The organism is Bacteroidota bacterium, assembly GCA_039111535.1.
Classification (GTDB): domain Bacteria; phylum Bacteroidota; class Rhodothermia; order Rhodothermales; family JAHQVL01; genus JBCCIM01.
Genome location: JBCCIM010000132.1, coordinates 1 through 19,348 on the forward strand (window position 1 = coordinate 1; position 19,348 = coordinate 19,348).

Consider the following 19,348-nt stretch of genomic DNA (forward strand, 5'->3'; position numbering starts at 1 on the left):
AGCACATTGAACCTGCAATCTTGAAGGCAATTTCGCTGGAGTCGACTTCGTGCGATGCACCATCAACCAGCCGTGCTTTCACACCAACTACTGCCTTGCCAGCGGTGTGCCTGGCTGTTTCAGCCGCTTACCTGGTTAGCCACAGCGGGTGGAAACGGAAAAAAAGTGTATTTGTGGTGGGCGGAATTGTTGTTGCCCTGGCAGGTGTCCTGTACGATATCGGTTTCCATCCGCAGTTTTTTACCTACAGCCACATTTTTGGCGGCGTACTCGGACCGATATACGACGAAGAATTGTTTATTCGGATGGGGCTTTTGTTTGCAAAAGCGCGCACCCTGTTGCTCGCAACAGCCTGCTGGATGGCCGGCGAAGTCCTTCGTACCCGCCAACCAGGTCGCTATGCGTGGGGTGGCGGTTTATTGTTGGTTGTGCTGGTCTTATCCTATGTATTTGCAGCACAGCTCAGGATCAACACGCCGGCCTGGTTTATTCAGGAAGAACTGGGCGGACACATTGCAACGGCGCATTTCGATATCTACTTTAGTCCGGCTGTAACGGACACCGCAAGCGTCACCCATCTCGCTGCTGAGCATGAATACCGCTATCAATTTATCCAGCAAAAATTAGGGATTGAGGTGTCAGAACGTATCCAAAGCTACATTTATCCTGATGCTGAAACCAAGGACTGGTTGACAGGCGCGCGCAACACAAGTGTTGCCCCAGTATGGCTCGCGCAACCACAGATGCATATTGTTGCTGATATTTTTGATGTTGTCTTTCCCCATGAACTGGGCCACGTGTTTTCCCGTGAATTTGGGCTGCCTGTTCTAAACGCATCTTTGTCTGTAGGGCTGGTGGAAGGCCTTGCTGTGGCCCTTGAGCCTCCAGATGGGCGACCGACGCCGCATGAGCAGGTCTTGACGGCTGTGACACTCAATACGCCGGCAGGTGAGTTCATCGATATTGCAAATGGCATCGGCCTTGCTTCGCGTTTGTCGCCATTAGGATTCTGGACGGGTAGAGGTAGTGTTTCATACACCACCATGGGTTCATTTGTCCGGTACCTCGCTGACACCTATGGATACGACCGCGTGATGGCGGTATATGCACGGAGCAACTTTGAAGCGGTATTTGGAGCATCTGTAGAGCAGTTAGCAGATGATTGGGCTGCACACCTGCAACAACTGGCGCATGTAGACCGGTCCACACACAGCTACGTAACCCGGCGTTTTTCAATCCCTTCTTTATTTGAAAAGAAATGTCCGCACCACCTGCCGGCGCACGAACGTAGCTTCAGAGCCGGCAGCGAAGCGCTGGCTGATGGCGATACCCTGGTGGCGCTGGCAGGGTTTGAAGAGGCAATGCAGTTGCTTCCCGGATTTGAGTCTGCCACGCAGGCCTGGGCAGCGATCAAAATCAACCAGCAGCAGCCTTCGCTTGTTATCGACAGGATCGAAAAAGACCTGTTAGAAGCAGCACCCTCCCGACCCGTGTCTGCCGGCATCTGGGTGCAGTATGGTGACGCACAGGCGCTGCATGGTGATTCAAGCAAGGCGTATGCAGCTTTTGATAGCGCACAGGTGCGGCTCCCTGCGTATGCGCACCAGCAGCGCGGATTGGTAACACTCCGAAAGATCCTGGCACCAAATCTCGAACTCCAGCAAATTAATCGGTCACTGCTTTCGCCAAAGGAAAAAGTGGCAGCGTTGGCGTCTTTGGATGCGACTCCTGAAATTAATCTGCTGCAAGGATTGCTTTTGCTGACTGATGACCCCGAAGCTGCAGTGGCTTATTTGCAAGCGTTCAGGGAGCAGGAAGCTGAAACACAACAACCGGCCTTACAGGTGTTGGCAGATATGTTGATTGCACAGTTGCGCTATATAAATCGTGACTATGAAGCCGCAGCCCTTGTTGCAGAATCGCTCGCCACACAATTTGCATCGCATGGGGCTTTAAATACCGCCTCAGTTTACACCGATTTTGCGCATAAGATGCGTTATATTATCCAGCACGAAGAACAGGGTTTTGTGCTAAACTAACAGGTTATAGGACTTTTCATGCGTGGTATTGCCCGAGCAGGTCTTGCATCCATTGTTGTCATGCTTTTTGGACTGCTGATTGCCGGGTGTGCAGGAGGAGACAAGGCGGGCAAAAAAGACAAAGAGCCCTTTATTATTGAACGTGCGCCGGACAAACCCCGCCGGCTAGAACTTGCCGCAACTGACTCCTCAGTAAAAAGTGTGCAACTATACCTCACCACGCGCGGCGCCAACAGTGATTTTGACACCCCTTCAGGCGCGGAGCGGCAATTCCCTGTAATTGCGACCAACACGGCGGATGCGCTACAACTGGAGTTTGATCTCCTGGGTGATATCAACAGACCTTTATCGATTTATTTCTACCACGCAGATGCGTATTGGCAGCGCGACTTGTCACCGGCTGAATACCTCGGTGTTTTCCATCGCGATGATTTGCTCAGTTTTTCCCCTTCACGCTCAACCGATATCAGTTATACCCACTACGCTTACCAGTTTCCGAACGAAAGTATTTCTTTTCTTGTAAGCGGTAACTACATATTGCGCATCACTGAAATGGGGCAGGAAAACAATGTGCTGTTTGAGCGGCCCTTTTTTGTGACAGAGCAGCGGACAAGCCTCCAACTCGGGATCGAGAACTTGTTGATTGGGTCTCGGGGATTCACGTCCGTACAGCCTGTTGTGGTGTTCATCCCACCGCCAGGACTTGATGGTAGTGTGTTTGATTACAAAGCCTGTTTTGCGCGCAATGGCAGGTTTAGTGAAACCCGATGCATCGATCAACCGAGTTTGATACAACAGCCGGCACTTCGTTTCTACCTGCCACCCGATCGCGCATTTGAACCGATAACGGCAGACTATTACCTCGATATCAGCGACCTGCGGCTTGGCAATCGCATCGCGCGCATTGCTTTTGACGAAGAGCCGATTTCTGTTACGCTCGAGCCCGACTACGCCCGGTTTCCTGGTGATCCACTAGCCCCTGAGCTCTACGGACAAACCGTAATTTCAGAAGTGGTCTCTGCTTTCTCTGATCCCGATGTGTCCGCTGAATACGTAGAGGTGTTGTTTAGTTATGTCACTGCATCGGGTGGGAAGACTACGGGTGACCTGTACGTGATTGGCAGTTTCAACGGATGGAAAGCCGGCCCAGATAACCGCATGTCGTGGAATGAAGACGAGGAGCGGTATGAAGTAGAAATAACCCTCAAACAGGGGCAATACGACTACCGCTACACATCGGGCAGCGATTTGTTACCACGCGGCACGGTGTCACGACCAGAAAATCTGTACAACGCCCTCGTTTATTTCAACGATATTCGCCTGAATACAGATCGACTCTTGTCTGTCGGCGGATTTGTCGGCAGGTAACGGCCGTCCGTGTGCTATTATAGCCTCCCGTTATAGCCAGCCTTGTCGATTCTGGCGTGCATGCGCATACAGGGCCATATACTTCTCGGCAGAAGACTGCCAGCTGAAGTCCTGCTTCATGCCCCGTTTCATGATGGCTTTCCAAACATCTTTCTGATGATAAAGCGCAAGGGCCCGCAGGATCGTGTCACGCAGTACGTGTGGAGAGAATTCGTAGAAGGAAAACCCGTTGCCGTTGCCGTGGAATTCGTGGAAGTCTTGTACGGTATCAGCCAGGCCACCAATTTTATGCACAATCGGCACGGTGCCATATTTGAGGCTATACATCTGGTTTAAGCCGCAGGGCTCAAAGGCAGACGGCATCAAAAACATATCAGCGCCGGCTTCGATGCGGTGTGCAAGTCCATTGTTGTAGCCAACATATACCCCGAGTTTGTCAGGCCAGGTCGCATGAGCCCAGTTAAAGAAGTCTTCGTACTTTTGCTCACCGCTCCCCAGTACCACAAACTGTACCTCGTGGTTGTCTAACACATCGCCCAGAATAGGCTGGAGCAACTCAAAGCCTTTCTGGCCCGTCAACCGAGAGATAATCCCAATAACCGGTGTTTTCTCCTGGTAGGGGAGTCCCATTTCTTCAACGATCGCTTTTTTATTGGCGAGTTTCAGCTTTAGTTTGCTGGCGCTGAAGTTTTTAGCGATGTGTTCGTCTTTCTCTGGGCTCCACTCGGTACCATCGATGCCATTGAGGATACCCCAAAGATCCTGTTGACGCGACTGGAGGATGCCTTCGAGTCCTTCGCCGAAAGCAGCGGTTTGTATTTCGCCAGCGTACGTTGGGCTCACGGTAGAAAGCGCATCTGAAAAATGGATGCCGGCTTTCATGAAGGCAAATGCGCCATGTAATTCGAAAGGCCCGCCAGGGAAGAACTGGTCCTGAGGCAGGCCGGCTTTGTAGATGGCTTCCGGAGAAAACCGTCCTTGATAGGCAATGTTGTGTATTGACAACATGGTTGCCGTTTCATTGAAGAGGTTGTCCCAGTTGTATTCAAGGCGGAGCAGGGGAGGAAGCAGGCTCGTTTGCCAATCGTTACAATGCACGACATCGGGCGCCCAGTTGTATCGCTGCATAATGTGTAGCACCGCGTGCTGAAAAAAGATAAACCGCTCTTCTTCGTCAGCATCGGATGTATACGTGGTGTCACGGTGGAAATAATGCGGACAATCCACCAGATACACTTCAACCTCACTATCCGGTAGTTTGCCATACCAGGTATTAAACGCGTGTTGCTGATCGCCTATCTTTATCGAAATGTTTTCGATATCCGAGGCATAGAGCAAGTCGTGGTCTATGGTTGAAATCGATTTGTAGAGCGGCAAAAAAACTTTAACCTCACAACCTAAAGCTGCCAGGGCCTTGGGCAGGGCACCGCTTACGTCTGCTAGTCCTCCCGTTTTTACATAGGGGACGCACTCGGAAGTAGCAAAACAAATCTTCATAGATTTCGGGGTTTTTCTTTAGTGTGTTCTACTACGAAATTCCCGTTTGTATCTCCCATTTCTATGAATTGTTGGAGCCTTTTGGTAGCAGGGAACACTCTTTGTTACGAACTTGAAACGACTTCACCGTCGAGGAGCTGCGCCTTATTAGGATCTGCTTAAGTTTCTGTTAAATTTCTAACGTGAAGCGCTTCCATAGCAAACCTAAGGGGCAGACACTTCGTTCCTCAGCAATCTGGTACAACCATTTGAAATTGAATATCAAGAGTCATGGTCAATAAAAAGACAAGTCCCAAAGGAAAATCTGTTCGCGTAACGTTCCAGTTACCTGCAGAAGTTGCCCAAAATAGTGTAGCCGTTGTTGGCGATTTTAACGATTGGAATCCGGCCAAACACGCAATGAAATTTAACGACAAGAAAGGTGTTTGGACTACAGCTATTTCTTTGAAGCCGGGTAACACCCATGAGTTTCGCTACTTTGTAGACGGCTCAACCTGGCGCAACGACGAAGCAGCAGATTGGTACAATGCCAATCCTTATTTCTGCGAAAACGGAGTAATTGAATTGTAAAAATCAACGTTCCGGCAGGCCAGCCTGCAGCGCAGGATGACAGCAGTCATCCTGCGTTTTTTTTGTCGCAGATTTTCTGACAGCCATTTGACACAGCCAGTTGACAATGGCGTCATTTGCGAGATGACATTAGTATTTGTGGCACCGTCAGGCAGAAAAATTTTGATTAAAAGAAGTAAACACAGTAGTTTAGAGGGAAATTACATACAAAGAAGCGTAGCAACATTTCACTTAACATAAAAGCATGCAGCGTATATTTCCCAGGTTCTGGGCCCGCTTTTCTGGAGCCTTCCTGCTGTTGATGGTGTGTTCTGTCACTTTTGCATCAGCACAATCGAGTAGACCCGCTAATTCTCTCTTTCTACGCCCCAGTTTTGGTTTTGTAAACTATGTAGGGGACAACAACATTGATCTGTCGCAACTGGGTATTAAAGGCCAGTTTGAGGTGGGGTATCAAATCACGCCCGAGCTGGCCATCGGTACCCTGTACAATTTTGGTGATTATACAACGGCATTGCGCCCCGATCCCGCCACGGGTTTACCCCGCGTGGGCGGGAATACCCGTCTCTCTAGCGTGCATGGGTTGATGCGCTTTGTCTTTGGTCGAAAAACTGCAGCCGTAGCGCCGTACATCCAGGCCGGTGTTGGTGTTGCCTTTGGCGGTGACCAGGCCGATGATACCGCTGCCTGGGGGCCTGTTGGCGGGATAGGATTTGATGTGCTCATCAGTCCCAATACCCTGTTTTTCATCGAGGCGAATACACACTTTACCGTGCCGGATGAAGCCATTGATGGCCCGGATCGCGGTTTGTTTGCTGCCCATGATCTGCTGAGCGGACTTAGTCTGGGCATGCAGTTCAACCTTTCGCGCCAGCGCACGTTTGTGCCCATCAATATTTCCAATATCGAGACGCCCGTGCAGTTGGAAGTTGATGAGCTTGGAAGTTTTGTAGCTGAAGGCAATATGGCCCGCGCAACTGAGCCGGTATATTATAGCTGGGATTTTGGGGATGGTACCACATCACCGTTACAGCAGGCCAGCCACAGTTATGACAGTCCAGGCACGTACAGGGTAACGTTTAACGCGGGCAATGACGGCAGTGCAGACCTCGCGGAGCGCACTGTTATTGTAGTGCCCAGAATTGCACCGGCAGAAATAGTAGCGATGAATTCATTCCCTGGTACGCCGGATACACAATCAGATGTAACCTTCGATGCCAATGTTGTGGGGACCGAACCTTTCGAATACAGATGGTCGTTTGGTGATGGCAATACGTCTAGCGATCCCAATCCTAAACATCGCTACCAGGAAGCCGGCCGGTACACGGTTGATTTGTCGGTCTCGAACGTTTCCGGGTCAGATAACCAGACGATGGTTGTAATTGTTGACAGGGTAGAGGCATCTTATTGCAAAGAGCTCTCTGAGCTAAACGTTGTATACTTCGGACAACACTCCAGTGTGTTGTCTCCAGCAGCCCGCAACATTCTGCAAGACAACCTGCAGATTCTGCGCGAATGCCCCAATATGACCGTCAGGGTTGAGGGATATGCTGTGCCGGGAGAACAGAACCCTACTTCACTTGCTGCCGACCGTGCGAGAGCCGTGGAAGACTTCTACGTAGATAATGGCGTGACATTTAGCCGCGTGTATGCTGAAGGTAAAGGGCAGGTGAGAAGCGTTGGCCGGCTAAAAGATGGTATGGAGCTGTTCCGCCGGGCAGAGACTATTATAGTCGATCTGTAGAAATTGGGAGATACAAAAATGACCAGAGCCCGACCTTACGGGGTCAGGCTCTGGTCAAAGGAGAAATAAACTCTGGCTGATTGGAGTTATCACGAAAAGCGTGCCAACTCTACACTTCTCGATAGAAAAAAATAGATATCACCTCTTGTGGGCCAATTTAAGGGGTTTTTGTAGGTATAAGCATGTAAGGGGTGTTGGGGCTGGGTGAAGGTTTACTGTAATACACATGTCAAAAGGAAGCGGAGATGGGTAGAATTATCATTTTGAGTATCTAAAATCTCATTCGCTTTCTGGTGCGCGCATCCCGGGCTCAATACATAGTGCTTTCCGTGGCTTGAACGGGGCTGTACATCAGGATATGCGGGAGAGCTATATGTGATGGCGCATCATTTTGGCGCGTCGAATGTGCGCCTTTTTGCCTGTGAGGGATTAAGGGTGTACTTATTTTCCCCCGCACGACACAAAGCCAACGGTGGCTGCAATTTCAACCGTTGGCATGCCAATCTAAGGTCAATACTCCTAAATGGAGGACAGTAAAAAGTCGCAAATTTAAGCACACTGTCAAACACCCTCCTGCAATAAGACAGTTATGCTTCCCACTCTTCCCCGCGTTCGTTCCTCCAGCGATTTTATGAGACAATGATACTTTCTAATTCTTGTGTGCTCAACGAGCGCTACACGATTCAAAGTGTGTTAGGTGAAGTTGGACCCTTTGATGTCAACTATTTGGCATGGGACCTCAAAGACGAAAAAGAAATTGTTGTACGCGAGTATTACCCGCTTCAGCTGACCAAAAGAGCCGCAGACGGCATGTTGCTGGAAGTGCACAATGCCGATTTGTTTGAGTACGGTTTGGGTGCGTATTCAGCTGAGGGATTGTTGTTGTCCAAGCTCGAACATGCATATGTTGCCGGCTGCAAAGATCAGTTCAAGCAGAACGGTACAGTCTACAGCGTACACAACTTTGTCTCTGGAGCTTCGCTTGGGGCACACTTGAAGCAGCAAAAAGGCAAGCTTACTGAAGAAGAGGCACTGCCCATCATCGAGAAAGTGTTGCTAGCCCTGCAGGCTAGCCATGAACGCAAGCTCTACCACGGTGGTGTTTCTCCGAGAACGATTCTGATTGATGCAAACGGAGAGCCCTTGTTGCACGGCTTTCAGGCTGCACGCTTCAGGCTTGCCCGTGAATGCGACAGTTTGCCCGAGATAATCAAGCCGGGGTACTCAGCGCCAGAGCAAACAACCTGTGAATCGGAAGAAGGTCCCTGGTGGGATATATATGGTGCGGCTGCAACGTTATTTCACATGCTTACGGGCCAGGAACTCCCTGCAGCAAGCGATGGGTGGAGCTCGAGCAAAATAAAGGTCGCCCTTTACCGCGATGCGTTGTTATCCTCAGAGATGTGTGATGTGTTGGCTGTTGCCCTGGCTTTTGAGGAAGCTGATCGGCCAGAATCAGTTGTAGCGTTCCTGGATATGTTGATGCAGACGCAAAAGGTTGTCCATCAGTTGCATGAAGGAGATGGTGTACCACAGTTTGAAGTGGGATATGGGCCCGAAGTGACACCGCATGAAGCCGTGTGGCAGAATGGCCTGGATGTGACAGCTGCAAAAGTAAAGATTGAAAAGGAGGTGCCGGCTCCGGCGCCACATGTGGAAGAAAACGAATTGGTGGAAAGTGAGATGCCGAATGTAGTACCAAGTCCCCCTTCCCAAATGATTTCTGCGACCCCCGCGCCTGAAGTACTCCCGCCGCATGAGCCTGAACCCCAGCGCTCATCGGGCAGAGAGCAGGAGCTTGAAGTTTTACTCACCAAAATGGTGAAATGGCAACAGGTATTTGTTGCATTTATCCTAGGCATCGTTGTTCTGGCATTGCTTGGGCTTGTCGGAGGTGTGTTTTTTGGTCAGGGGCTTTTCCAGTCTTCTGGTAATCAGCCGGCTACGGCGCAAGTTGAGGCTTCAGGGCCTGCTGCAGCACTGGCGGCTGCAGGGGCTTTACCCGAAGGGGAGGAGCCAGCCAACGAGGAGGTGGTACTTCCACAAGAACCGGGATTAGCTAATGAAGCTACGTTGGTAAATGAAGGCGCTGACAGTGTGGTAGAATCTGATGAATCAACAGTGATCCAGCAACCAACACGCGAAGATGTGTTGAGGGCCCAGCAGCAGGCTGAGTCTTCGCTGGCGCAGGCCTTGCAAGTGCCGGCACCCGTTGAAGAAACACCAGCCAACGACCCGCCACCAGCCCAGGTAAACACAACACCTGCACAGCCAGTCGCTACGCCTGCACCGGAACAGCCTGAAACCCAGGTTGAGGAAAGTGTTGTGACTGAATCTAATGAAGGCGTATTCTTCACGGACGAAGAGCTGGGCGTATCAATTGAAGAACCAGAAGACCTCTCTGGGACAAGGCCAAACGCCGGCGTAAACGAACAGGAAAGTCTCTTTAACTACTACCGCGTCCAGGGTGATAGCCTGATGAACCAGGGCTTTCGGGTTGCAGCATTGCAGTGGTACCGCAATGCGCTCAAGTATAATGCAGATGATACCTACATCAACGAGCAAATTCAGGTTATTACGACGTCAATAAATAACGAGGAGCAGGCTATCCGAGCCAGCGATTCGCTGCAGGCGCGTCTTGAGCAGGTGCGTGACCAGAACGGCATTTTCCTCTTGCCAGACACTCCTGTCCTTGTTCGTAATGAAGCCGAGTTACGCAGTCAGATTACCTACCCGATTGCTGCACTTGAAGGCGGCATTAGTGGGCGCGTCATTCTCCGTTATATGGTAGATGAGCAGGGCCGGCTGCAAGACATCAAGGTAGTTAAAGGGCTCAAGTGGGGACTGGATGAAGTTGTCATGGATCTCCTGCGCAATGCAGCCTTTACGCCGGCGACCTTCAACGGTGAGCCTGTCAAAGCATGGGCGACGTTTTCTACAGTATTCCGTATCGACAACTGATCAACTCTTGTTACTCATCAGGGTAAATTCTGACCCTGGATCCGCGTCGTGCTGGTCCAGGGTTTTTTTGTGCAATTCCGAAGGTTAGGAAATAAGATAAGCACAGGATCAACGTGCTTTCAGCCCTCCGTACTATTGTTTTGTGGCAGTGGAGGCCTGGGAGAGACGCTATCGTGGAACTGGAATAGAATTATTCGACATAGGGCATCGGTATTCGAAAAAACGGCATTCGACGCGCCATACTGGGCAGTCTACCTAATCTTGGTGTATCTTGAGAGAAGTTTGTTCAGAGCGGAGAAGTATACATGGCAACCATCGAAAATTCAGCAAGTGACCGGCCACGCTTAACAGTGGCCTACCTCCTGAAAGAAGGGCTAAGGAAATTTTTGAATATGGAAAGGGGCTGGGTTAGGACCGCATCCCAGCTTACACTGAATCCGGGCAAAATGCTCAGAGCTTACATTGACGGCGACAGAACTGGATATATTCACCCGCTGTCCTATCTCGTACTGAATGGCCTGATCATTTTCTCTGCCATGAAGGTGTTCAATTTAGAGGCGTTGATGACATCCGCTGAAGCTTTTGATTTTGGTGCTGAAGTGAAACCCATGCAGATCAGAAGTCAGGAAGAAACCAGTGGGTTCGCCTTTGAAAATACGAATTTGACCTATGTAGGACTGGTTATCCCGTTTGCAATCTTTCTGCGGCTTTTCTTTAGGAAAACAGGCTATAACCTGGCTGAAATGGCTGTCGTTGCCCTCTATGCCGTATCCCATTCTGGTCTGGTTGGAATCATGTTGCTGCCAACCCTGGGATTGTTTGATTATAGTTTGCTCACGTACACAGCAATCGGGATGCTGCTTGGGTTGAGTTATTTTGCCTATATGTCGTTCAGCTTCTTTGGCCGCAGGCTCTGGCCGATGATTAAAACCTGGATGGCATATATAGCGGCTTATATCACGTTCATTATGGTATTCTCGACCGTCATCGTGGTATATCAACTCGTTATTCGGAATGAAATACAAAATAGGGAGTCGTGGCATCTTGGCAATGCAATAGAACTCAATCAGCCGACAAAACTCCGGCAATTACTGGCGGAAGGCTGGGATCCCAATGCTACAACCGGATTTACGCCGCTGCATCAGGCGGTTTTGGCCGAGCAGCCGGCCCTGATGTCGCATCTGGTATCTTTTGGCGCAGATTTAGAATCGCGTGACTACCTGGAAAACACACCCTTGTTGCTTGCGCTTGAGCGCCAAAACTGGCCTGCGGTGTACGAATTGGTATCGCTAGGGGCAAGTGCAACGGCGATATCTGCACGAGGAAGTTCGGTATTGATGGAAGCCCTGCGGCTTGATAATAGAAAGCTTGCAGCATGGGCCCTTGAAAATGGCGCTGATGTAAATGCGTACGTGCCGGAAGAAAACAGAGCAACAGCGCTTATGCTGGCTGCTGCTGATGATGACCTCGATATGGTTCAGCGCCTGCTTGATGCCGGCGCTGATCCGGATGTCCGCAACAGAAACGGCCGGAACGCACTCAACTACGCTGAAGAGCAACCCGTCATCGACCTGCTTGCTGCCGTAACAACACCCGTGGCACCTGATACAACGCTGGTTGGTGAGACTGAATAAGCGCTGTGATAGATAGACCTGTTCGAGAAACCCTTTAAGCCGCTGGTGGGTTTTGCCTCCTCGACCGATTAGGCAAGCCTTGCGGTTGTTCCGCTGTGATTTAGCATATAACGATATTAGATGACTGAACAAGCAGGGTACGTACAAGTCGAGGAAACGGCACCTCACGTTTCTACGGTTACGTTTTTTCACCCGGCGCACAACGCCATGCCCTCCCATTTGCTGGCTGCGTTGGCTCAGGCCATTAATACCCTGGGCCAAGATCCCGCTGTACGGATCATCGTGTTGAAAAGCGGTGGAGACCGTACCTTTTGCGCCGGCGCCAGTTTTGATGAACTGCTCCAGATTAACGATGCCGGATCAGGTGAAGCCTTCTTCTCTGGTTTTGCAGATGTCATCAATGCCTGCCGGCGGTGCCCGAAACTCATCATCGGACGCGTTCAAGGCAAAGCGATTGGTGGAGGGGTAGGTCTCGCCGCTGCAACCGATTATTGCGTTGCCACGAAGTATGCTGCGGTTAAGCTAAGCGAATTGGCCATAGGTATTGGTCCGTTTGTAGTCGGACCCGTAATCGAACGAAAAATTGGCCTTGCTGCTTTTAGTCATCTCACCCTCGCACCCACTACGTTTGCTTCGCCCGTGTGGGCACGTGAAAAAGGCCTCTTCAATGAGGTTTTTGAAACGGCTGAAGCAATGGACGAAGCCATTCAGGTTAAAGCAGCGCAGATGGCTACATACAACCCGGCTGCTCTGGAAGCCATGAAGCGGGCCTTTTGGCATGGTACCGACCACTGGGACATCCTGCTGGCGGAACGTGCCAGAACAAGCGGCGAACTTGTGCTTTCCGATTTTACCCGTAGTGCCCTTGAGGCCTTCAAAGAAGGGAGCCGCTCCTGAAACTGAGCCGGCGATATCAGGTGTTTAAAGAAACGTTGGAACTTAACATTACCAGAGAAATTTCTGATTGAAACACACAAAAAACATTGCCGGTGTGCCCACACCTTGTAACGACCTCTAATAAGCAGACAAGAAATATCGAAAACGCTTAATAAGTTGCAATATTTGCTGATTCCTACGTGGAAAGCAACGCGTTTTTTGATCAGCTTGTCTCGGCCCACATTTATATAGCTGCAACGCATTTTTGTAGCATGTCTTCTCTTTGTAGAACATTAAAGAAAAGATCCTAAAAGCCCAGGCAATTCATCGTATTGAAACGCAAGGTGTCTTCGCAAAGACACGCTAGAACGTTTCTTTATATCTGGAATCTGTTTGCCTTAAGTACGCTGATGTACTTTTCTATGTATAGACAAGCCATTACTCTTTGGGTGAGGATATGCCTCATCATTGTGTTGTGCATGTGTCAAATTTCGTTTGCACAGGGCCAGAATCAATCAGCGCAGCAAGCAGATGCGCTTCTCTATACGCGCGCTTCCGATATCAGACAAATGGATCTGGAAGATGCTGCCCGTGGACTACCTGTACAGTTAAAAGGCGTAATCACCTATTGTGATGATGCGTGGACAAGTGCTTTTGTACAGGATGAAACTGCGGGCATTTACTTACCGACGGGCTGTTCAGCATACGGTATCAAGACAGGGGACCTGGTTACTGTTGACGGCCGAACCAACCCCGGAGAATTTGTCCCAAGTGTTGTTGTTGATTCAATCCGCGTTGAAGGTGTCGCCCCCTTGCCAGAACCTGGCGGACGGTCGTTGGAACGCATTTTTTCAGGTAAACAAGACAGTCAATATATCCGTGCCTGGGGTGTTGTGCAGGCTGTAATGCGCATGCCGGACATGGATGCGGATGAGGTTGTAAACAGGAAGCCAAAAGGGGGGCATCCCATGCTGATTGTTGCAAATGATCAGCGCTCCTTTCATGTGGTACTGCCGGCAAAACCCCACATACCACTCCCTTTGCATTTGGTTGATCGCCGGATTCAACTGGATGGTGTAGCTGCTACTTTGTTCAATCCACAGCGGCAATTGCTCGGCATACGCGTTTTTGTACAAGATTTATCACAGATCAGCGTGCCATCATCCGAGCGAGCAGATCCGTTTAGCTTACCGCCAGATCCTGTAGTTTCGCTCAACCAGTTTGTACCTGAACGTGCAACCGGACACATGGTGCACGTCCGCGGCACCGTAACACAGCAATACAGTAACAAAGAGTTCTACATACGTGATGCTTCTGGTGCCACGCTTGTAGAACCCAAGAATCGTATACCTTCGTGCCCGGTGATATTGTGGATGTTGTCGGCTTTATTGAGATGGGTGAAAACAAGATTCATAACGCCCAACTTGTAAACGCAATAGTCAGGCAATACAGTGCAGGGGAGCCTCTAGCTCCGCTCAAGCTTACCCCGGTCGCCATTATTGATAATTTTCACGACGCAGAACTGGTTCGCATTTCGGGTACGTTGCTGAATGTAGAAGAACGGTATAATGACCGCGTAATATCCATTAATGCAGACGGGTATATTTTTCGCGCCCATGTGGCGGATTCGCAGGTTGTTCTTGATGATCTCAAACCAGGAAGCACGCTTGCCCTAACCGGAATTACGGTACTCGAAATGGGCACTACGCTGCAGCGTAATTACTCTTACGGATTCAGTTTACGTTTGTCTGACCGCGCTTCCATTGAAGTACTCGCGCAGCCGCCCTTGTTTACTGCTGAGTTACTTTTAACAGCGATTGGTATCCTGTTAGGTGTAGTGGTGCTTGGGTTTATCTGGGTAAATGTACTTAGGATGCAGGTAGGGCAGCAAACACGCGTCATCAATGAAAAAATGGAACAGGAAACAGCCTTGCGGCAGGTTGCCCAGGAAGCCAACAAGGCCAAGAGCGAATTTTTATCCGTGATGAGTCACGAAATTCGTACACCGATGAATGGTATTGTTGGGATGACCAGTTTGCTGGAAAGTACAAAAATTGATCAGGAGCAGCAGGAGTACATCGAGGTGATGAAACGGAGTGGCGAAAGCTTGCTGGAAATTGTAAACAGCATACTCAATTATTCGAGATTGGAATCGGGTAAATTTGTGTTGACGACCGCTGAGTTTTCCCCAAAAGCAGTTATACACCATGCCTTGGGTCGGATTCGCCCGGAAGCCACAGAAAAGCGCATAACACTCTCCTATACCATTGCGGCCGATGTGCCGGCCTATCTGCTAGGAGACCAGCACTGCTGCGCCCAAATTCTGGATATTCTGCTCTCCAATGCGGTCAAGTATACCAACGCTGGAACAGTGCACGTTGATGTGGAGAACCGCGGTGCCGCCGGCGGCGGGCTAGAAGTGGCCCTTGTTGTTAAAGACTCTGGCATTGGCATACCTGACGATAAGCTGCAAACCATTTTTGAGCCCTTCAGCCAGGTTGACTCGTCTTATGCGCGTAAATATGAAGGCACAGGACTTGGCCTGGCTACTTGCCAAAGTTGTGCCGCCTGATGGGGGGCGACGTTTCTGTTGTAAGTAACTTACAGAAAGGCTCGGTATTTACGGCTGTGGTCAGACTCGGTGCGTCCTCTCGAACGCCCGAACCAGAATCTTATGCTGCTGCCTGATACATATGCCCAATTACCCAAATAACAATCGGACTACCCATACAGCGATTAGCATGGCTGCAAGGTCTGCCGTTAATCCCGCCGGCACCGCATGACGCGTTTTCTTCACCTGCACGGCTCCAAAGTACACTGCGATGACATAGAACGTGGTCTCTGTTGACCCAAACATCGTTGCTGCCATTTTAACAAGTATATCGTCTTCGCCATATTGCTGGATCATATCTGCCACGATACCAGCTGAACCCGAACCAGTAAGCGGTCGAACAATTGCCATAGGCACCAACTCCGCCGGGAATCCGATAAGTGCCAATACCGGGCGCAACCCTTCGATCAGGAAGTCGAGCGCGCCTGACGCCCTGAACATCCCAATCGCAAAAAGAATTGCCACCAGGTAAGGGATGATTTTTACCGACACGTGAAAGCCCTCTTTGGCGCCTTCTACAAATTCCTCATACACTGGTACATTTTTCAATAGCCCGTAAATCGGAAAACCGATAATAAAGGCTGGTAAAACAAATACTGAGATGAGATCAATTAAGGATCTGAAATATTCCATTTTATATGCGTGTTTTCAGGGTGCTGTTTATTCGTCTTTGTGTTAATCAGGGTATATCACTTTGTGGGATCTATCCTGAACCGCTTCATGCCTTGTAGAAACTTGGTTACTACAACCGCTATGATGAGCGACAGCGAGGTGGTGATAAGAATTGAGAAGAAGAGCTGATTTACTTGCAGCCCCATGATGGCTACGAGTAGGGAAGGGGGCACAATTTGCACACTGGCTGTATTCATGGCTAACAGCATGACCATGGAGTTTGAGGCCGTGTCTTTCTGCTCGTTGAGTTCTTGCAGCGACTCCATGGCTTTGATGCCGAGCGGTGTGGCCGCATTGGCAAGGCCCAACATGTTGGCCGTCAGGTTGAGGATGATCATCCCAAGTGCCGGATGGTCTTTGGGTATCTCGGGGAAAAGCCGGCGGAAGACCGGTTGGGTAAACCGTACGAGGCTGTGAATCAAACCGGAGGTCTCAGCAATGCGCAGCAGTCCCATCCAGAGTGCGATAACGCCAATTAACCCCAGTGATATAGAGACCGCAGTATCTGCAAAGTCGATCGCAGCCTGGGTGATGGCTGACATCTTTACAAACCGCACTTCTTTGAATTGGATGGTTGCTGCTGAAGCGGCCCCCTGTGGGGTGCCGACAAAGGTGAGCAGGCCGCGCAGGTCGTTGTCGCGTTTAGAGATCATGGACCGGATGGTTGCCAGTGGCTCCGGAAGCGACACGTCTTTGGCAAACTGCAATTGCCGGCCATCAGCATTTTGTACGAGCACGCCCGCATACACACTGTCAATCGGCGCATCAATACCATATAGCTGCTGTATGTTCGAGGGATTTACACGGACTTCCACGTCGAGCCGGCGATTATTCGCGTCGTAACCCTCTGAGAATGCAAGTGTGACGGGGATGTCGGCGCCGTTACGGTAGGTGTCGCGCGACAGGTCACGAACATCATAAATAAGCGCAAAGACAAGGCTTAGGATGAGCAGCCCGGCCCAGATGTAATTCAGCATAGTGTTTAGGGGGAATTAGATGAAAGGCAGCACAATCTACGCAGCACAACATACCCATCGCAATCTACGCCGCAGCAACGACAATCTTCAATCGTTTTGACTTTTACCACACGGTCTTCATAACATCGGTTATGTTCTAATCAGCCGGCTCAGCGCGATGAAAACCATTTTATTGATTGGCACCTTCGACACGAAGGGTGAGGAATTTGCTTACGTGCGTGACATTATCCGTTCGCGGGGACACGAAGTTTTGTTAATGGATGCAGGGGTTCTCGGTGACCCCGCAATACCTGTAGATGTATCAGCATCCGAGGCCGCTGTAGCTGGCGGCAGTACACTTGCTGCGCTGCGTGCTGCGGGTGACCGCGGTACGGCATTGGATGTGATGATCGCCGGTGTGTCGAGACTTACCGCTGCAATGCACAATGCGGGTAAGTTTGATGGTGTGTTGAGCCTGGGTGGTGGCGGGGGGACAAATCTCGGGACCGCTGCCATGCAACAACTGCCTGTTGGTATTCCCAAACTCATGGTGTCTACGCTTGCCTCTTCGGATGTCCACCCGTATGTCGGCGTCAAAGACATTACGATGATGTACTCAGTGGTCGATATTGCAGGATTGAATCGCATATCGAGGCAAATACTGGCCAACGCGGCCGGTGCAATCTGCGGGATGGTTGAGCAGGCGGTGGCTTCATCAACGGATCGTCCATTGATTGCCACAACCATGTTTGGCGTTACCACGCCCTGTGTGACCCGCGTGCGCGAGCAACTGGAAGCCGCCGGCTACGAAGTCCTGGTTTTCCATGCAACGGGTGCTGGCGGGCGGGCCATGGAAGGCCTCATTTCAGATGGGTACATCAGCGCCGTAGCTGATGTCACCACAACAGAATGGTGCGATGAACTGGCTGGTGGCGTCCTCTCAGCCGGCCCGGATCGTCTCGACGCTGCTGCTGCCAAAGGTGTCCCGCAAGTGGTTTCCGTTGGTGCGCTGGATATGGTTAATTTCCATGCAATGCACACTGTGCCTGAGACCTTCGCCGACCGCACGTTCTACAAACACAACCCCAACGTTACGCTCATGCGTACATCAGCACACGAATGCGCGCAACTCGGTAAAATCATTGCTGAAAAATTGAACGCAGCGCAGGGACCAACTGTGTTGATGTTGCCACTCAAAGGGGTAAGTATGATTGATGCCGAAGGCCAGCCCTTTTTTGATTCGACTGCTGATAAGGCCCTGTTTGAGGCTATCCGGACCCATGCCGGCCCTGCTGTCGAACTGGTAGAACTCGACCTGCACATTAACGACCCCGCTTTTGCCGATGCCATTGCAACGAAACTTCTTTCGCTGATTGCATAGCAGCTTCGAAAGGAGTTGGGTGTTTCTGGTCTGAACAATATATTGCCGCATCTATCCAGCAACATGACTTAACGAACCATGCCCTTCATACCCTATCAAGAAAGTTTGCGCCGCCTGAAAGCAGAGATCAAAGCCGGACGCCCCATCATCGGCGCCGGTGCCGGCACGGGGATCTCAGCTAAATTTGCAGAGCGCGGTGGTGTTGACCTGATCATCATTTACAACTCTGGTCGATACCGGATGGCCGGGCGCGGTAGTGCTGCCGGGATCCTTGCTTATGGAGATGCAAACGCCATTGTAGAAGATATGGCTGGTGAAGTATTACCGGTTGTACAAGACACCATGGTGTTGGCGGGGGTGAACGGTACCGATCCCTTTCGCATGATGCCGGTATTTCTACGCAAGCTCAAAGATATGGGCTTTGATGGGGTACAGAATTTTCCAACTGTTGGCGTGATTGATGGCACCTTTCGGCAAATTTTGGAAGAGACGGGCATGAGCTTCGACCTGGAAGTGGAGATGATTCGTGAAGCGCACAAACTGGACATGCTTACATGTCCGTATGTATTTGATGTGTCGCAGGTCGAAAAAATGATTGATGCTGGCGCCGACCTGCTGGTCACGCACATGAATACAACCGTCAAAGGATCTATCGGTGTGTCAACAACAGCGCCGTCGCTCGACCGCGCAGCTGAACTGATTCAGGAAATGCACGATCGGGCAAAGCAGTTGCGGCCTGATATTATCGTACTGTGCCACGGTGGTCCGTTGGCGGAGCCGGAAGATGTGCAGTACGTCCTGGACCGCACCGAAGGCATCGACGGCTTCTTTGGTGCATCGAGTATCGAGCGGCTCGCTGCAGAGCCGGCCATTGAGGCCCAGGCGCGGCGGTTTAAAGACCTTCGTCTTGGCGGTTAAAGGGAATGCCGATTGTCGAATGCCGATTGTCGAATGCCGATTGTCGAATGCCGATTGTCGAATGCCGATTGTCGAATGCCGATTGTCGAATGCCGATTGTCGAATGCCGATTGTCGAATGC

14 protein-coding genes are annotated in these 19,348 nt (G+C 50.6%); 11 read left to right on the forward strand and 3 right to left on the reverse strand.

The annotated features are described in order from the left end of the window. Together AAF564_18085 and AAF564_18090 are read left to right on the forward strand one after the other, a co-directional pair. Nucleotides 1–2,039: hypothetical protein (locus AAF564_18085; protein MEM8487467.1), on the forward strand; the 2,039-nt coding region annotated here is incomplete at its 5' end. A gap of 60 nt (nt 2,040–2,099) precedes the next feature. Then, complete coding sequence (locus AAF564_18090) at nt 2,100–3,407, forward strand: type IX secretion system plug protein domain-containing protein (GenBank protein ID MEM8487468.1); 1,308 nt, start codon at nt 2,100–2,102, stop codon at nt 3,405–3,407. Between the two features lie 30 nt (nt 3,408–3,437). On the opposite strand, the gene glgA is transcribed toward AAF564_18090, so the two are convergent. Further along, complete coding sequence (gene glgA / locus AAF564_18095; GenBank protein ID MEM8487469.1) at nt 3,438–4,904, reverse strand: glycogen synthase GlgA; 1,467 nt, start codon at nt 4,902–4,904, stop codon at nt 3,438–3,440. A 270-nt stretch (nt 4,905–5,174) separates the two neighbouring features. Between glgA and AAF564_18100 the strand changes: the two genes are divergently transcribed. From AAF564_18100 to AAF564_18130, 7 genes are all read left to right on the forward strand, one after another. Next, a complete protein-coding gene (locus AAF564_18100; protein MEM8487470.1) occupies nt 5,175–5,474 on the forward strand; it encodes an isoamylase early set domain-containing protein in 300 nt (99 codons plus the stop codon). Nucleotides 5,475–5,718: 244 nt separating this feature from the next. After that, on the forward strand, nt 5,719–7,218 hold the full coding sequence (locus AAF564_18105; protein ID MEM8487471.1) for a PKD domain-containing protein: 1,500 nt from the start codon (nt 5,719–5,721) through the stop codon (nt 7,216–7,218). A gap of 639 nt (nt 7,219–7,857) precedes the next feature. Then, nucleotides 7,858–10,179, forward strand: a complete 2,322-nt coding sequence (locus tag AAF564_18110) for a TonB family protein (protein MEM8487472.1) — start codon at nt 7,858–7,860, stop codon at nt 10,177–10,179. A gap of 305 nt (nt 10,180–10,484) precedes the next feature. Beyond that, nucleotides 10,485–11,813 (forward strand): ankyrin repeat domain-containing protein, encoded by a 1,329-nt coding sequence (locus AAF564_18115; protein MEM8487473.1) that lies wholly within the window; start codon nt 10,485–10,487, stop codon nt 11,811–11,813. A gap of 120 nt (nt 11,814–11,933) precedes the next feature. Continuing rightward, a complete protein-coding gene (locus AAF564_18120; GenBank protein ID MEM8487474.1) occupies nt 11,934–12,710 on the forward strand; it encodes an enoyl-CoA hydratase/isomerase family protein in 777 nt (258 codons plus the stop codon). 458 nt (nt 12,711–13,168) lie between these two features. After that, complete coding sequence (locus tag AAF564_18125; protein ID MEM8487475.1) at nt 13,169–14,119, forward strand: hypothetical protein; 951 nt, start codon at nt 13,169–13,171, stop codon at nt 14,117–14,119. Then, the gene (locus AAF564_18130) at nt 14,044–15,261 is read left to right on the forward strand and encodes a histidine kinase dimerization/phospho-acceptor domain-containing protein (GenBank protein ID MEM8487476.1); all 1,218 of its coding nucleotides are present in this window, start codon (nt 14,044–14,046) and stop codon (nt 15,259–15,261) included. Before AAF564_18125 ends, AAF564_18130 begins: the two co-directional genes overlap by 76 nt. A gap of 129 nt (nt 15,262–15,390) precedes the next feature. Here AAF564_18130 and AAF564_18135 read toward each other — a convergent pair whose 3' ends face one another. Continuing rightward, on the reverse strand, nt 15,391–15,933 hold the full coding sequence (locus AAF564_18135; GenBank protein ID MEM8487477.1) for a spore maturation protein: 543 nt from the start codon (nt 15,931–15,933) through the stop codon (nt 15,391–15,393). A gap of 56 nt (nt 15,934–15,989) precedes the next feature. Continuing rightward, entirely contained in the window at nt 15,990–16,949 is a 960-nt protein-coding gene (locus AAF564_18140; GenBank protein MEM8487478.1) for a nucleoside recognition domain-containing protein, read from the reverse strand. 157 nt (nt 16,950–17,106) lie between these two features. Between AAF564_18140 and AAF564_18145 the strand changes: the two genes are divergently transcribed. Then, nucleotides 17,107–18,309 carry a Tm-1-like ATP-binding domain-containing protein gene (locus tag AAF564_18145; GenBank protein MEM8487479.1) on the forward strand — a complete coding sequence of 401 codons (1,203 nt, stop codon included), beginning with the start codon at nt 17,107–17,109 and terminating at the stop codon, nt 18,307–18,309. A gap of 78 nt (nt 18,310–18,387) precedes the next feature. Beyond that, complete coding sequence (locus AAF564_18150) at nt 18,388–19,227, forward strand: phosphoenolpyruvate hydrolase family protein (protein ID MEM8487480.1); 840 nt, start codon at nt 18,388–18,390, stop codon at nt 19,225–19,227. Nucleotides 19,228–19,348 lie beyond the last annotated feature (121 nt).

Bases quoted from the DNA above. Each gene is read 5' to 3' on its own strand.
- AAF564_18090 (MEM8487468.1), top strand. From the start codon at position 2,100: ATGCTTTTTGGACTGCTGATTGCCGGGTGTGCAGGAGGAGACAAGGCG.
- glgA (MEM8487469.1), bottom strand. From the start codon at position 4,904: ATGAAGATTTGTTTTGCTACTTCCGAGTGCGTCCCCTATGTAAAAACG.
- AAF564_18100 (MEM8487470.1), top strand. From the start codon at position 5,175: ATGGTCAATAAAAAGACAAGTCCCAAAGGAAAATCTGTTCGCGTAACG.
- AAF564_18105 (MEM8487471.1), top strand. From the start codon at position 5,719: ATGCAGCGTATATTTCCCAGGTTCTGGGCCCGCTTTTCTGGAGCCTTC.
- AAF564_18110 (MEM8487472.1), top strand. From the start codon at position 7,858: ATGATACTTTCTAATTCTTGTGTGCTCAACGAGCGCTACACGATTCAA.
- AAF564_18115 (MEM8487473.1), top strand. From the start codon at position 10,485: ATGGCAACCATCGAAAATTCAGCAAGTGACCGGCCACGCTTAACAGTG.
- AAF564_18120 (MEM8487474.1), top strand. From the start codon at position 11,934: ATGACTGAACAAGCAGGGTACGTACAAGTCGAGGAAACGGCACCTCAC.
- AAF564_18125 (MEM8487475.1), top strand. From the start codon at position 13,169: ATGTGTCAAATTTCGTTTGCACAGGGCCAGAATCAATCAGCGCAGCAA.
- AAF564_18135 (MEM8487477.1), bottom strand. From the start codon at position 15,933: ATGGAATATTTCAGATCCTTAATTGATCTCATCTCAGTATTTGTTTTA.
- AAF564_18140 (MEM8487478.1), bottom strand. From the start codon at position 16,949: ATGCTGAATTACATCTGGGCCGGGCTGCTCATCCTAAGCCTTGTCTTT.
- AAF564_18145 (MEM8487479.1), top strand. From the start codon at position 17,107: ATGAAAACCATTTTATTGATTGGCACCTTCGACACGAAGGGTGAGGAA.
- AAF564_18150 (MEM8487480.1), top strand. From the start codon at position 18,388: ATGCCCTTCATACCCTATCAAGAAAGTTTGCGCCGCCTGAAAGCAGAG.